Raw genomic sequence first — 15,550 nt, forward strand, 5'->3', positions numbered from 1 at the left:
ATGACGGAACGATTATGACTGAAGCAATAACAGATACTTTAATAAAAGTACCGCAACACGTTGCCATTATAATGGATGGTAATGGACGTTGGGCGCAACAACGTGGAAAAACACGAGTTGCAGGTCATAAATCAGGTGTTGAATCGGTTCGGACATCAGTGAGTACTGCAATAAAATACGGAGTGAAAGCATTAACACTTTTTGCCTTTAGTAGTGAAAATTGGCAGCGTCCAGAACAAGAAGTTAGCGTATTGATGGATTTATTCATGTTTGTGCTAACACGAGAAGTGAAGAAGCTTCATAAAAATGATGTGCGCTTCCAAGTGATTGGCGATGTTTCACGTTTTTCAGAAACGTTACAGAAAAAAATAAAAGTTTCAGAAGATTTAACCGCAAACAATAAAGGTATGGTATTGTCTATTGCAGCTAACTATGGCGGACGTTGGGACATCGCTAATGCCGCTAAAGTTTTAGCTGAAAAAGTATCCAATAACACCATGTCTGTTGATGATATAACCGAAGAAACACTCCATCAATATACTTGCTTAGCTAACCTACCTGAACTTGATTTACTTATTCGTACCGGTGGTGATTTTCGCATAAGTAATTTTTTATTATGGCAAGCAGCTTACGCAGAATTTTATTTTACAGAAACATTATGGCCTGATTTTGATGAACAAGCGCTCATTAACGCAATGGGATGCTTTGACCAAAGAGAACGACGTTTTGGCCAAACAGGTGAACAAATAAAAAATTAAGACTATAAATTAAAAACAATAAAAACAATAATAACAATAAAATTAAATAGCATTTATAAGGGTTTCCATTTGTTAAAACAACGTATTATTACCGCTGTTATCTTAGCGCCTTTAACTATTTTCGCCATTTTCTATTTACCTTTAGATCAATTTGCGGCTTTATTTATGGCTGTTATGGCTATTGGTGCATGGGAGTGGGGGCCTTTAATGGGCTTTGCCAATAAGCGCCGTCGACTTGCTTTTGTCTGTGCGACGATTATTCTAATATCAGCGCTTTGGTACGCACTACCATTGTTACAACTCTGGTCTATTGATGGACAGCTTCATTCAGGTGTGTCGCTGGTATTATGGATTGCTGTCGCTTGGTGGATTCTATCAGCAACGCTGACCTTTCTTTATCCTCGCTACAGTAAGTTTTGGTCAAGCCATCGCTCGATTCGTGGTGTATTTGGCTGGTTAACGCTTATTCCTACTTGGCTCGCTTTTATGGTGCTGCGTAGTAATGATTACAACCAAGATCCGTATAATGGCGCTCAGCTGATTATGTTTTTATTCTTAATGGTGTGGAGCGCTGATGTTGGTGCTTATTTTGTCGGTAAATCTATCGGTAAACATAAACTTCTCCCTAACGTTAGTCCAGGCAAAACTCTCGAAGGTTTTATTGGTGGTGTTGTTTGTGCCTGTATCTTTATTAGTATTGCCGGTTACTCGCTTGGATGGCAGCAACATCAATTTACCTTAGCGTTAATTGTTACCGCTATTATCACGACAGTGTCAGTGCTAGGTGATTTAAATGAAAGTATGTTTAAACGCCAAGCAGGTATAAAAGACAGTGGCGCAATTTTACCTGGTCATGGCGGTATCTTGGACAGAATTGATAGTTTAACCGCTACTGCGCCAGTTTATGCATTATGTTATGCCTTATTAGGCTGGCAGTAGGTTGATATAAACGATGCGTAAACTTTGTATTTTAGGTTCAACAGGATCGATAGGTGTTAGCACTTTAGAGGTTGTTAGGCTTCATCCCACGTTATTTTCTGTTGAGTCTTTATCAGCGAATACTCGGGTTGATGAAATGTTGGCGCAGTGTCAGGAATTTAAGCCGAGCACTGTTGTTATGGTGGCCGAGCATGCCGCACAAGCTTTAAAAGTAAAACTCGACCAAAATGGTTTACAAAATATTCAAGTACTCAGTGGTGGACAAGGCTTAATTGATATTGCTCAAGCTGATACCTCAGATACGGTCATGGCTGCTATTGTTGGAGCGTCAGGTCTTTTGTCTACTATGGCTGCAGTTAAGTCGGGTAAAAGAGTACTGTTAGCCAATAAAGAAGCTTTAGTGACTTCAGGCGCTTTGTTTATAGATGCGGTTGAAAAGTATGGTGCAGAATTACTGCCGATAGACAGTGAACACAATGCTATTTTTCAGTGCTTACCCGCTAATGTGCAAGCTAAGCCCGGTCGATGCGACTTAGCAAGTAATGGTGTCAGTAAAATATTACTGACCGGCTCAGGTGGTCCGTTTAGAACTTTTTCAGTCGAACAATTAGCAGAAGTAACCCCAGCACAAGCTTGTGCCCATCCTAATTGGGAAATGGGCCGTAAAATTTCTGTAGACTCTGCGACTATGATGAATAAAGGCCTAGAATTTATTGAAGCAAAATGGTTGTTTAATATCGACCCTGACGATATCCACGTTGTCTTACATCCGCAAAGTACCATTCATTCAATGGTGCAATATAAAGACGGTAGCGTGATAGCTCAAATGGGTAATCCTGATATGCGCACCCCCATTGCTCATGCCTTGGCTTATCCACAGAGAATTGATTCAGGTGTCGCTCCCTTAGATTTTTTCAATACACCATCATTTGAATTTGAAGATGTCGATTATCAAAAGTATCCTAATTTAAAATTAGCCATAGCTGCTTGTAAAAGTGGCCAAGGTGCATGTACAGCTTTAAACGCCGCTAATGAAATTGCTGTTGATGCTTTTTTGAACGAAAAAATAAAATTTACTGATATTGCAAAAATAAATGAAACTTCTGTGAATAAATTTGTCTCAGAAAGGGTGGCATCAATTGATGATGTTGTTGCGCTTGATGCAAGTGCTAGAGAATTTTCACGTAATTTAATTGCCAGTGGCTGCTTTGTAGTCGATGATGTGGCTATTAATGCAGTTAACGAAAAAGGTAATCTATAGTTGTTTGATTTTTTTTGGAATTTAGCCTCTTTTGTTGTCGCTTTAGGTATTTTGATTACGGTGCATGAATACGGCCATTATTGGGTTGCTCGCAGAAACGGCGTACAAGTAGAACGTTTTTCAATTGGCTTTGGCAAAGTATTATGGCGAAAAGTTAATAAAGAAGGTACAGAGTTTGTTATCGCCTTAATACCATTGGGTGGTTACGTTAAAATGCTTGATGGCCGCGTTGATGAGGTCAAGCCCGAAGATATCGATAAAACCTTTAATAATAAAACGGTTTATCAGCGTATAGCCATTATTGCTGCTGGGCCTCTAGCAAACTTTGCTTTTGCTATTTTTGCTTTTTATCTGATGTTTCTAATTGGTGTGCCGAGTGTAAAGCCGATTGTTGGTGAAATAATGCCAGAATCTATAGCGCAGCGGGCGAATCTTACCAGTAACAGTGAAATCATTGAAGTTGCCGGTCAAAAGACCCTAGATTGGCAAGATGTCAATCTAGCGTTAGTCTCGCAAATAGGTGAGAGCGCTTTTACTATAAAAACAAAAGAACAAGGTAGTGTTTCGCCGAAAACTTATTATTTGGATGCAGCTAACTGGTCTTTTTCACCGGATAAAGAATCGGCCATTAGTAGTTTAGGTATTGCTCCATATAGAGCGGCTGTTTATGCTGAGCTAGCTTATATTGAAGAAGGTAGTGTTGCAGATAAGGCCGGCCTAAAAGTTGATGACAAGTTAATTAGCATCAATAACGAAAGTATTAATGGCAGTTGGGCGATGTTTTCAAAAAATATTAGTCAACTTCCGGAACAAAACGTTATTTTAATCGTCGAAAGACTAGGTGAAAACCAAGAGATAGTGGTGACACCTGCTTTAATTGAACGTGCGGGTAAGAAAATAGGTTATTTGGGGGTGGTTCCAAAATCTGACTCTTACCCAAAAGAATATTTATTTGAGTTACGTTACGGCGTTGTTGATGCTTTAGGACAAAGCTTACAGCGTAGTTGGAACTTAGTAGTATTGAGTTTTGACATGATAGGCAAGCTCTTGACGGGTGATATTTCTGTTAAGAACTTAAGTGGGCCTATTTCTATCGCACAAGGAGCAGGAAGTAGTGCACAATATGGTTTGGTATATTTTTTAGGTTTTCTGGCTTTAATTAGCATTAACTTAGGTATTATAAATTTATTACCTTTACCAGTGCTTGATGGCGGGCATTTATTTTATTACCTTGTGGAAATTGTCACAGGTAAACCCGTATCAGAAAAAATACAAGAAATAGGTTTTAAGTTTGGTACACTAGCCCTCTTAGGCTTAATGAGTATCGCATTATTTAACGATTTTTCGCGGTTATAACAAAAGAAGTAATAAAAGTTAGCATTTATGATAATTAAAAAAATTGCCCTTGCGGTATTATTAGGTGCCTTAGGTACAACAGCACAAGCCTCTGAAGAATTTCAAGTAGAAGATATTGAAGTAAAAGGGTTACAGCGTGTCGCACTCGGTGCTGCTTTGACTCATATCCCTTTTAATACGGGAGATACGCTCAATGAATTCCGTATTTCTCAGTCGATAAAATCTCTCTACAAGTCAGGACATTTCAATGACGTTGTCGTTTATCGTGAAGGTAATAGAGTCATCTATCGTGTTCATGAGCGTTCAACGATCAGTGAAATCACCTTCGATGGTAATAAAGACTTAAAAGAAGAGCAACTAACTGAGAGTCTTGACGGCAGTGATATTCGAGTCGGTGAAACACTCGACATGACTATAATTTCTGGTATTGAGGTTGGCTTGGAAGATTTTTACCACAGTATTGGTAAATATAATGCCGATGTAAAAGCTGAAATTATTCACTTGCCTCGTAACCGCGTTGACATAAATTTTGTTTTCACCGAGGGTGATGCTGCAGCAATAGAGCAGATTAACGTCGTTGGTAACGAAATTTTTTCTGATGTTGAGCTTCTTGAACGCATAGAACTTACCTTTGATTCTCCTTGGTGGGATTTTATGGCGCAAGACCGCTATCAAAAACAAACCTTACAAGGTGATATAGAAACGATTAAAAGTTACTATTTAGACCGTGGTTATCTGCAATACAAAGTAGACTCTACTCAGGTGTCAATGACCCCTGATAAAAAAGCGGTTTATATTGCTTTGAATATCACTGAAGGTGAACAGTTTAAAGTCAGTGAAATCGATTTTATTGGTGATATGGTTGGGTTTGAACGCACGATCCGAGCTATTAACCCATTACGTCCAGGTAAACTTTATAACGGCGCAGAGGTAACTTATACCGAAGAAACTATCAGCCGTTATCTTGGCCGTTATGGTTATGCTTACCCTAAAGTAACCGTTATTCCTGAAATTAATGAAGAAGAAAAAACGGTTAAACTGACTATTTCTATTGACCCTGGCAAACGTGTTTACGTTAACCGCATTAACTTCGCAGGTAATAATGTTACTGCCGATAAAGTACTACGCCGTGAAATGCGTCAAATGGAAGGTGCTTGGTTATCGAATAATGCTGCCGAAAGTTCAAAAGCATGGCTACAACGTTTACCTTACTTGGAAGATGTTGAATACGAAACTAAACAATTACCAGGTGATGATGACTTAGTTAATATTGACTTTATGGTTAAAGAGCAACCTTCTGGGTCTTTTACTGCCGGCATTGGTTATGGTTCTACGACTAATTTAAGTTTAAGTGCGGGTATACAGCAAAACAACTTTTTAGGAACGGGTAACCGCTTGGCATTTAATGTTAATACCATGAGTTATCAGAAAAGTGCGAGTATTTCTTATACCGACCCATACTTTACTGTCGATGCTGTTTCTTTAGGTGGACAAATATATTACAACGAGTTTAATGCGGGTAATGCTAACTTAGTTGAATACAATAATAGAACTTATGGTGTCGGGCTGAACTTAGGCTTTCCTATTAATGAATATGTTCGTTTAAACTTTGGCGTAGGTTACAAAAGTAACGGTATTACACGTTTACAAACTTACGAACAAATTCAACAATTTTACGAGATATATTCTGATCCTAATAACCCAGATGGCGGTTTAGAATTTGAAAGTTTCGATTTGTCGGTGGCTATATCTCGCACGACATTGAACCGTGGTACCTTTCCAACAGACGGCTCAAGTCAAAGTTTGACTTATAAAATGACAACGCCAAATTCAGATGTTGATTATTTTAAAATTAATTTAGACACTAAATGGTACTTCCCATTAACACAAGACCAACGTTGGACAGTGCTCGCACGTTTAAACGCCGGTTACGGTAATGGTTATGGCACCATAGATGGTAATGACCAGATATTGCCTTTCTGGGAAAACTTTAGAGCGGGTGGTTCTGATACGTTACGTGGTTTTGAAAATAACATTGTTGGCCCACGTGCGGTATTTCGCTATCCAACACAAATCACCGGTACCCCTGATCCGGTCGAGGGCGGAAGTAGTTGTTGTTTAGGGCAAGATCACGATTTTATTAACGTCTCACAGCGTTCCGTTGGTGGTAATGCCATAGTTGTTGCGGGTATCGAACTTATTGTACCGACCCCCTTACTTGATGAAGGTTTTTCGAACAGTGTTCGCACCAGCTTTTTTGTCGATGTGGGTAATGTTTGGGATACGGAGTTCAAATTAGAAGACTACAACGATCTAGTGACTTCTGAATTTGAAAAAATTGATGATTATTCAGATGTTGGCCGTTATAGAAGCTCTGCCGGTTTATCAGTGCAATGGTTATCTCCTATGGGTCCAATGATCTTTAGTTTCGCGAAAGCACTAAAATCAGAAAAAGACGATGATAAAGAGTTCTTTAGTTTTAATATAGGTAAAACATTTTAATAAAGAGAACTTTCAGGCATAGTGCGTATAAATTTACTAAGGGGGTTTAATTCTTATAGTTAGCCCCCATAGCTATTACATGACAATTATAAAAATTAATGCAACTTATATCAAAGTTGTGAAGTAATAATATTTTGGAGATAAAATTGAAAAAATTCATTAAAACAGTTACTTGCTCTGCAGTAGCGTCAACGTTGTTATTAGCAAGCTCAGTAATGGCTGCTGATCAAAAAATCGCCGTGGTTAATTTCCAAGAAGTGATGAGTAAAATCCCACAAACAACGGCAGTAATGCAGGTTTTAGAAGCTGAGTTTAAAGATGATAAAGCTGTTTTAGCTCAGTTAGAAAAAGACATTAAGTATTACCAAGAAAAGAAACAGCGTGACGGTTCATTAATGAGCGCTAAAGATATCGAAGAACTTGATACTCAAATCGCAACATTATATCAAGATTACCAAGCTAAAGGTAAAGCGTTCCAACAAGCAACAGGCTTACGTAAGAACGAAGAAACAAACAAAATTATTGCCTTGGTTCGTCAAGCTATCGACAGCATTGCTGCAAAAGACAAATATGACCTTATTTTAGAACAGCAAGCCGTTATTTTTGCTAAGCCAGATGCAATGATCACTAATAAGGTTGTTGAACAGGTTAGTAAACTTAACTAAGTCTACCGCTAAGTAGAAGATAAAAGGTTAATTGAAGCCTTACCGTTATAAAACTTGCAACTATTATTGATAATATTAGTTGCAAGTTTTTTTTCTAGCCTAATAAAATCATATTGGTTTTAGCGTCTTTTCCAGTTATGCTCATTGAGCATCCATAAAAATATTAAGTGTTTATGTCTTATACTCTCAAACAGCTAGCTGAAAAAATTGGTGCTGAGGTTCATGGTGATGAAACATATATTATTCATTCACTTGCCACACTATCAACCGCTGATGCACAACAAATTGCATTTTTAGCCAATAAAAAATACAGCCAACAGCTTGCTGATACTAAAGCTGGTGCGGTTATTATTTCTTCTCAACACCTTAATGACTGTAATACCCATGCGCTAGTGATGAATAATCCCTATTTAGGTTATGCACTTACCGCACAATTACTGGATACTACTCCAAAACCGGCTAACAGTATTCATCCCTCGGCTCAAATTTCAGCGGATGTTACTTTAGGTGAGAATGTCGCCATCGGCGCTAATACTGTGATAGAGCAGGGCGTAGTTATAAGTGATAATGTTACTATTGGCGCGGGCTGTTTTATTGGTGTTCAAGCAAAAATCGGCGCTAATACTAAATTATGGTCAAATGTTAGCATTTATCATCGTGTTGAAATTGGTCAAGATTGTTTAATTCAAGCGAATACGGTTATTGGCTCTGATGGCTTTGGTTATGCAAATGACCAAGGTAAATGGTTGAAAATACCTCAGCTGGGAAGCGTGATTATTGGTAACAAAGTCGAAATTGGTGCCAGTACGACTGTCGATCGTGGCGCGCTAGAAAATACAGTAATTAAAGATGGTGTTATTTTAGATAATCAAATTCAAATTGCTCACAATGTTGTCATTGGTGAAAATACTGCAATGGCAGCTTGTAGTGTGATTGCAGGCAGTACCGTTATTGGCAAGAATTGTGTGATAGCGGGCCTTGTTGGTATTAATGGTCATATTGAAGTTGGTGATGGTTGTGTTTTTACCGGCATGACCATGGTGACCAAAGATATTAATGAATCCGGTGTTTATTCTTCGGGCATGCCGTGCCAACCCAATAAAGAATGGAATAAAAATAATGCCAGAATTCGCAAATTAGAAAGTATACTTAAGCGCATTAAGAGTGCAGAGCATGACATCGAGCACTTAAACAATATTATTGAAAAGGAATAGTCCGTTGGAATTACCAAAAAACACCATTGAAATTGCAGAAATCAAAGCATTACTGCCACACCGTTACCCTATGCTTTTGGTCGATCGCGTTTTAGATTATCAGCCAATGAAAACATTGCATGCTATTAAGAATGTTAGCATTAATGAACCTGTGTTTAATGGTCATTTTCCTGATCTCCCTATTTTTCCTGGTGTGATGATCCTCGAAGCCTTAGCACAAGCAACCGGGCTTTTAGGCTTTAAAAGCACAGATGGCAGAGATAAAAATGAAATGTACTTATTTGCTTCAATTGATAAGGCAAAATTTAAAAAGTCTGTTGTGCCTGGTGATACTATGCATTTGCATGTCGAGTTCTTAAAAGAGCGTCGCGGTATGTGGAAATTTTATGGCGAAGCTAGGGTCGAAGGTAAAGTTGTTTGCTGCGCTGAACTTATGTGTGCAAGAAGAGTGGTGTAAATGGTGACTTCCAACAATCAGAGCTTAATTCACCCACAGGCGATTATCGAAGAAGGCGCTAGCATTGGCAAAAATGTTAGTATTGGTCCTTGGAGTTATATTTCTAAAGATGTCGTTATTGGCGACAACTGTGTGATTAATTCCCATGTTGTTATTAAAGGCCCAACAAAAATTGGCGAAGGCAACAAATTCTTTCAGTTTGCCAGTATTGGGGAAGATTGTCAGGATCTGAAGTATGCCGGCGAGTTAACCGAATTAATCATCGGCGACAATAATGTTTTTCGTGAATCTTGTACGGTCCATCGCGGCACGATTCAAGATAATAGCCTAACGCAAATAGGCAGTAATAATTTGTTTATGGCGTATACTCATGTTGCCCATGATTGTATCGTTGGCAGTCACTGTATTCTTGCAAATAATGCCTCTATTGCTGGTCATGTCCATGTAGGTGATTACGCTATTTTAGGCGGTATGACAGGCGTTCATCAGTTTTGTCATATTGGCGCACACAGCTTTGTTGCGGCAAATTCGCTGATTTTAAAAGATATACCGCCTTATTTGATGGTGTCTGGTCAACCGGCTTCTCCTTTTGGTTTAAACTCAGAAGGGTTAAAACGCCGAGGTTTTGACAAAGAGGTTATTTTAACGATTAAACGAGCCTATAAAGAAGTTTATCGTAAAGGTTTAAACGTTAACGAAGCTTTAGAAAAAGTTGCCGCATTAGCCGATGATATGCCAGAGTTAACCTTGTTTGCTGAGTTTATTAAAAACTCTAGCCGTGGCATTGCCCGCTAAACACGATTGTTAAAAGTATAGAGTAAAGGTTAATGACAAACACAGTAGAAAAACAGGCTATTCTCCAAACATCACCCATTATAAATAGTTCAACTGCTCAACAACCGCCCGTGTTTGGGCTTGTTGTTGGCGAGCATTCTGGCGATACGCTCGGCGCTGGTCTTATGAGCTCTCTAATATCTGTTTACCCTAATGCCAAGTTTATCGGTATTGGTGGTCCAAAAATGCAAGCTCTGGGTTTTGAAAGTTTGTTTGAAATGGAAGAGCTTTCCGTGATGGGCATTTTTGAAGTATTGGGACGCCTCAAACGCTTATTTCATGTCAAAGACTGTTTAGCCGCTCAGTTTATTAATGATAGACCCGACGTGTTTATTGGCATCGATGCACCCGATTTTAATTTACGCCTAGAAAGACAACTAAAGAAAGCGGGTATTAAAACAGTTCATTACGTTAGCCCATCTGTATGGGCTTGGCGTGAAAAGCGTATTTTTACCATTGAAGCGGCTACCGATATGGTGCTGTCGTTATTGCCTTTTGAAAAAGATTTCTATGATAAATATGAAGTGCCCTGTACTTTTGTTGGCCATCCGCTAGCAGACGATATTCCATTTTACTCGGATAAGCGTGAAGCGAGACAAGCCCTTAACTTACCGCTTGATAAAAAAATACTTGCACTTATGCCCGGTAGTCGTGGTGGAGAGTTATCTCGATTAACCGAGCCTTTTTTAATGTCTGCAGTAGAACTGTTAGCACAAGACCCACAATTACATTTTGTTGTGCCGATGATCAGTGATAAGAGAACCAAACAATTTAGCCAATTGAAAGAGAAAATAGCGCCAAATTTAGCGGTAACAATTATTACTAATAAAACCCAGCAAGTAATGGCGGCCAGTGATTGTTTACTCATGGCCTCTGGTACGGTAACCCTAGAAGCTGCATTAGTTAAACGCCCCATGGTGATTTGCTATAAGTTCAATGCTTTTACTTATCACATGTTTAAAGGTCTAGTAAAATTAGAATGGTTTTCATTACCTAATTTATTGACGAAAAAAACACTGGTACCTGAATTACTGCAAGGTAAAGTTAGCGTTGATAACATTGTGCCGTTAGTTAAAGAACGTTTATATCAAGACCAAACATCACTTGAAGATGAATATATGAAAATTCATCTCGCTTTAAAACAAAATGCCAGTCAAGAAGCGGCGAAAGCTGTCATGGATCTAATGTCAAAATGAGTAATGAAGCGGTAAGCGACACCAGTTTAACACCCATTAAGAAAGTGGCAAAAGCTAAAAAGATTTTTCCACCTTTTGAATACCCCATTGCCTACTGTATCGCAGGAGTCGATGAGGTTGGGCGAGGACCTTTGGTGGGTGACGTTGTTACTGCTGCGGTTATTCTTGATCCCGAAAATCCTATTGAAGGTTTGATGGATTCAAAAAAGCTATCAGATAAAAAGCGTCAGTTACTTGCGGTGGAAATAAAAGAAAAAGCTATTGCTTGGGCTGTTGGACGAGCAAGCCCCGAAGAAATAGATACCTTAAATATTCTGCATGCCACTATGTTAGCGATGCAGCGAGCAGTACAAGATCTATCAGTAACACCTGATTATGTTTTAGTTGATGGTAATCGTTGCCCTATTTTTATGCAGGTGAATGGCAACATTGCTAGCCAATCTGTGGTGAAAGGCGATGATCGGGTCAGTGAAATAAGTGCGGCGTCAATCCTTGCAAAAGTCGTTCGTGATGATGAAATGCTCGCTTTAGATGAATTACATCCCGAGTATGGCTTTGCAAAACATAAAGGTTATCCAACCAAAGCCCATTTAGAAAAAATAGTAGAGCACGGTGTACTTGATTGCTACCGAGCAAGCTTTAAGCCAGTAGCAAAAGTTATTGCTATGCAGGGTGTTTTACCGACAAAAACTCAACAAGAAGACTCCCAGGTGAAGTGTTAATGTCAGAGCAAGTATTAGTTGGTGCACCCGAATTAGTGTCAGTCAAAGCTCAACCAAAATTTATTCATTTGCGAGTGCACAGTGACTATTCATTATGTGATGGTTTAAATAAAGTAAAACCTATTGTCGCCAAAGCTTTAGCTTTGGGAATGCCCGCCATCGCACTAACCGACCAAACAAACCTTTGTGGTCTGGTTAAATATTATCATGCTGCTCATGGCGCGGGAATAAAACCGATTATTGGTTGCGATCTCTGGGTTAAAAGTGATGAATTAGAAAATGAACTTTCCCGCATTGTTGTTTTAGCCACAAATAATGTTGGCTACAAAAATCTCACTGAACTTATTTCTAAAGCCTACCTTCGGGGTCATGTTCAAGGCAAGGCAGTTATCGATAAGCATTGGTTAATTGACTATGCTCCAGGTTTGATCTTATTGTCGGCGGGTCGCGAAGGTGATATTGGTAAAGCGCTGATTAAGGGAAATGTCGAGCTAGTCAATAAAATGGTCGATTTTTACCAAAGCTATTTTCCTGATTGCTTTTATCTTGAACTGATCAGAACCAACAGAGAAAACGAAGAAAACTATATTCATTTGGCAGTCGAGCTGGCAGAAAAAGCTTCGCTCCCTGTGGTAGCAACGAACGAAGTGATGTTTATTTCTCCTAAGCGCTTTGATGCCCATGAAATACGTGTTGCCATACATGATGGTTTTACCCTCAACGATAAACGTCGCCCGAAAAAATATTCTAAAGAGCAGTACCTTCGAACTGAAGAGGAAATGTGTGAGTTATTTTCAGACATCCCTGAAGCGATTGAGAATACAGTTGAAATCGCCAAACGCTGTAATGTTACGGTTAGGCTTGGAGAATATGTTCTCCCTGACTTTCCAACAGAAGGTTTATCGATTGAAGATTACTTGGTTAAAGTCTCTGAAGAAGGTTTACAAGACCGCTTAGAGACCTTATTTGATAAAGACGCTGCAGATTTTGCTGAAAAGCGTAAACCCTACGACGAACGTTTAGCCATTGAACTTAAAGTGGTTAACAATATGGGCTTTCCCGGTTATTTTTTAATCGTGATGGAATTTATTCAGTGGAGTAAAGATAATAATATTCCTGTGGGTCCTGGCCGTGGTTCTGGTGCCGGCTCGTTGGTCGCTTATGCCCAAAAAATTACCGACTTAGATCCCCTTGAATATGATTTGCTCTTTGAACGTTTTTTGAATCCTGAGCGTGTCTCTATGCCAGATTTTGATATCGATTTCTGTATGGACAGGCGTGATGAAGTTATTGATCACGTTGCTGAACTATATGGCCGTGATGCCGTGTCGCAAATTATTACCTTTGGCACCATGGCAGCCAAGGCGGTTATTCGAGATGTTGGACGAGTACTCGGTCACCCTTATGGTTTTGTTGACCGCATCTCTAAGCTTATACCGCCAACACCAGGCATGACACTAGCCAAGGCCTTTGAAGAAGAGCCTAAGTTGCCAGAAGCTTACGCACAAGACAGTGAAGTCAAAGATTTAATTGATATGTGCCGTATTTTAGAAGGCACAACACGAAATGCCGGTAAACATGCCGGTGGTGTCGTGATATCACCAACCACCATTACCGACTTTGCGCCACTTTACTGTGACGAAGAGGGTAAAAACCCGGTTACTCAGTTCGATAAAAATGATGTTGAAGATGCCGGTTTAGTTAAGTTTGATTTCTTGGGACTTCGCACGTTAACGATTTTGCAGTGGGCTATCGAAATGGCTGATGCAAAATTGTTAAAACAAGGCAAAGCGCCTATTGATATTACCCGCATTAATTTAGAAGACCCAGCCAGTTTTAAAGTGTTATTAAGATCTGAGACAACGGCAGTGTTTCAGCTCGAGTCTAGTGGTATGAAATCACTTATTGCAAAATTAAAGCCTGACTGCTTTGAAGATATTATCGCCTTGGTTGCGCTCTTTAGACCAGGACCATTGCAGTCTGGCATGGTTGATAACTTTATTGAACGTAAGCATGGTCGTGAAGAAGTAAGCTATCCGGATGCTACTTGGCAACATATTGACTTAAAGCCTATTCTTGAACCGACTTACGGTATTATTTTATATCAAGAACAGGTTATGCAAATTGCGCAAGTATTGGCGGGTTACTCGTTAGGTGGCGCGGATATGCTACGCCGCGCTATGGGTAAGAAAAAACCTGAAGAAATGGCCAAACAGCGTGATGGCTTTGAGCAAGGCGCGATCAACCGAGGTGTTGACGGCGAACTTGCGATGAAGATCTTCGATTTGGTGGAGAAATTTGCGGGTTATGGTTTTAATAAATCGCACTCAGCGGCTTACGCCTTGGTTTCTTATCAAACCTTATGGATGAAAACACATTACCCTGCGCCATTTATGGCTGCGGTAATGTCAGCCGACATAGACAACACCGATAAAATTGTTACCCTAGTTGATGAATGTGGCAATATGGGTATAGATTTACTACCCCCTGATGTTAATGCCGGTCAATATAAATTTACCGTTAACGAGCAAGATCAAATTGTCTACGGTATTGGCGCAGTAAAAGGTGTGGGTGAAGGTCCGATTGATGCCATTATTGCCGCACGCGAAGCCGGTGGTGAATTTACAGATCTTTTTGATTTTTGCGCGCGACTCGATCTGAAAAAAATTAATAAACGTGTTTTAGAAAAATTAGTTAAAGCCGGGGCCATGGACAGTTTAGGGCCTAAAAAAATTATCAACGGTAAAGAAGTACCACATCGTGCTGTTTTATTTGAAACATTACCTGAAGCCATAAAGGCTGCAGACCAATATGCAAAAGCACAGGCAGTTGGACAGAATGATTTATTTGGCTTAATTAATGAAACGTCAGCAGAGCCGCGACAAGCCTTTAAAGATGTGCCGATGTGGGCTGAAGAAGTTTGGCTTAATGCAGAGAAAGAAACGTTAGGTTTATATTTAACGGGTCATCCCATCAATCGTTTCTTAAGTGAAATAAAGCATTATGCGACTGGACGCTTAGTAAGTCTGCAACCGACCAGTAAAGACAAAACCACGGTTGCGGTTGGTTTAGTGTTAGGTGTTAGAGTTATGGTCAATAAGCGCGGCAGACGATGGGCCTTGGTTACGCTTGACGATAAAAGTGCTCGCATGGACATTAGACTCTTTCCCGATGACTATGATAATTTTGCTGAATTGCTGGTAAGTGATGCTATTTTGGTCTGTAGTGGACAGGTCAGCTTTGATGAATACTCCGGAGGCATTACAATGACCGCTCGAGATATCATGACGGTTGGTGATGCTCGTGAAAACTATGTCTCTTCAGTAGATATCAATGTCAATAAAAACAAGGCAGGCGCAGGTTTTATTGATAAATTTACCGAGGTATTAACACCTTATAAGGATGGTACGTGTCCTGTTCGGTTGTTTTATCAAAGAGATGAAGCAAAAGCTATGCTAGAATTAGGCGTACAATGGCGCGTTACGCCTGCAGACCCTTTATTACATGAATTAAAAACCTTATTAGGTGATGGCGACGTTACTTTAAGGTTTAAATAATTTAGGGCGCATTAAAGGGTTATTTATTGTTAACCATTATAAAAAATTTATAACAAGGTCGATGACGACTTTGTTAGCAACTTAATAGT

12 protein-coding genes are annotated in these 15,550 nt (G+C 39.5%); all 12 read left to right on the top strand.

Translation table 11 applies throughout. The annotated features are described in order from the left end of the window. Positions 1-14 precede the first annotated feature (14 nt). Positions 15-758, top strand: coding sequence for a polyprenyl diphosphate synthase (gene uppS / locus H4J66_RS11530; RefSeq protein ID WP_182174610.1), 744 nt, complete (start codon positions 15-17; stop codon positions 756-758). A gap of 69 nt (positions 759-827) precedes the next feature. Then, positions 828-1,697 carry a phosphatidate cytidylyltransferase gene (locus H4J66_RS11535; RefSeq protein WP_182174613.1) on the top strand — a complete coding sequence of 290 codons (870 nt, stop codon included), beginning with the start codon at positions 828-830 and terminating at the stop codon, positions 1,695-1,697. A 13-nt stretch (positions 1,698-1,710) separates the two neighbouring features. Next, a complete protein-coding gene (gene ispC, locus H4J66_RS11540; RefSeq protein WP_182174616.1) occupies positions 1,711-2,958 on the top strand; it encodes a 1-deoxy-D-xylulose-5-phosphate reductoisomerase in 1,248 nt (415 codons plus the stop codon). Further along, positions 2,959-4,314, top strand: a complete 1,356-nt coding sequence (gene rseP / locus H4J66_RS11545; protein ID WP_182174619.1) for a sigma E protease regulator RseP — start codon at positions 2,959-2,961, stop codon at positions 4,312-4,314. 27 nt (positions 4,315-4,341) lie between these two features. Continuing rightward, positions 4,342-6,816, top strand: a complete 2,475-nt coding sequence (gene bamA, locus H4J66_RS11550) for an outer membrane protein assembly factor BamA (RefSeq protein ID WP_182174622.1) — start codon at positions 4,342-4,344, stop codon at positions 6,814-6,816. 146 nt (positions 6,817-6,962) lie between these two features. Continuing rightward, complete coding sequence (locus tag H4J66_RS11555; protein ID WP_259368473.1) at positions 6,963-7,481, top strand: OmpH family outer membrane protein; 519 nt, start codon at positions 6,963-6,965, stop codon at positions 7,479-7,481. A 173-nt stretch (positions 7,482-7,654) separates the two neighbouring features. Beyond that, the gene (gene lpxD / locus H4J66_RS11560; RefSeq protein WP_220463285.1) at positions 7,655-8,695 is read left to right on the top strand and encodes a UDP-3-O-(3-hydroxymyristoyl)glucosamine N-acyltransferase; all 1,041 of its coding nucleotides are present in this window, start codon (positions 7,655-7,657) and stop codon (positions 8,693-8,695) included. A gap of 4 nt (positions 8,696-8,699) precedes the next feature. Further along, positions 8,700-9,152 carry a 3-hydroxyacyl-ACP dehydratase FabZ gene (fabZ, locus tag H4J66_RS11565; protein ID WP_070374046.1) on the top strand — a complete coding sequence of 151 codons (453 nt, stop codon included), beginning with the start codon at positions 8,700-8,702 and terminating at the stop codon, positions 9,150-9,152. Beyond that, positions 9,153-9,947, top strand: coding sequence for an acyl-ACP--UDP-N-acetylglucosamine O-acyltransferase (lpxA, locus tag H4J66_RS11570; RefSeq protein ID WP_182174628.1), 795 nt, complete (start codon positions 9,153-9,155; stop codon positions 9,945-9,947). 32 nt (positions 9,948-9,979) lie between these two features. Then, positions 9,980-11,182, top strand: coding sequence for a lipid-A-disaccharide synthase (lpxB, locus tag H4J66_RS11575; RefSeq protein WP_182174631.1), 1,203 nt, complete (start codon positions 9,980-9,982; stop codon positions 11,180-11,182). Beyond that, positions 11,179-11,904, top strand: coding sequence for a ribonuclease HII (gene rnhB / locus H4J66_RS11580; RefSeq protein ID WP_182174633.1), 726 nt, complete (start codon positions 11,179-11,181; stop codon positions 11,902-11,904). The genes lpxB and rnhB overlap by 4 nt, the downstream gene beginning before the upstream one ends. Then, positions 11,904-15,461: a DNA polymerase III subunit alpha gene (dnaE, locus tag H4J66_RS11585; RefSeq protein WP_182174636.1), complete on the top strand. Its 3,558-nt coding sequence runs from the start codon at positions 11,904-11,906 to the stop codon at positions 15,459-15,461. Before rnhB ends, dnaE begins: the two co-directional genes overlap by 1 nt. Positions 15,462-15,550: the final 89 nt, after the last annotated feature.

Source organism: Colwellia sp. MB3u-55, assembly GCF_014076785.1.
Lineage (GTDB): Bacteria > Pseudomonadota > Gammaproteobacteria > Enterobacterales > Alteromonadaceae > Colwellia_A.

Excerpts from the sequence above, each read along its gene's own strand:
- bamA (WP_182174622.1), top strand. The coding sequence starts at position 4,342 with ATGATAATTAAAAAAATTGCCCTTGCGGTATTATTAGGTGCCTTAGGT.
- lpxA (WP_182174628.1), top strand. The coding sequence starts at position 9,153 with ATGGTGACTTCCAACAATCAGAGCTTAATTCACCCACAGGCGATTATC.
- uppS (WP_182174610.1), top strand. The coding sequence starts at position 15 with ATGACTGAAGCAATAACAGATACTTTAATAAAAGTACCGCAACACGTT.
- ispC (WP_182174616.1), top strand. The coding sequence starts at position 1,711 with ATGCGTAAACTTTGTATTTTAGGTTCAACAGGATCGATAGGTGTTAGC.
- dnaE (WP_182174636.1), top strand. The coding sequence starts at position 11,904 with ATGTCAGAGCAAGTATTAGTTGGTGCACCCGAATTAGTGTCAGTCAAA.
- lpxB (WP_182174631.1), top strand. The coding sequence starts at position 9,980 with ATGACAAACACAGTAGAAAAACAGGCTATTCTCCAAACATCACCCATT.
- lpxD (WP_220463285.1), top strand. The coding sequence starts at position 7,655 with ATGTCTTATACTCTCAAACAGCTAGCTGAAAAAATTGGTGCTGAGGTT.
- rnhB (WP_182174633.1), top strand. The coding sequence starts at position 11,179 with ATGAGTAATGAAGCGGTAAGCGACACCAGTTTAACACCCATTAAGAAA.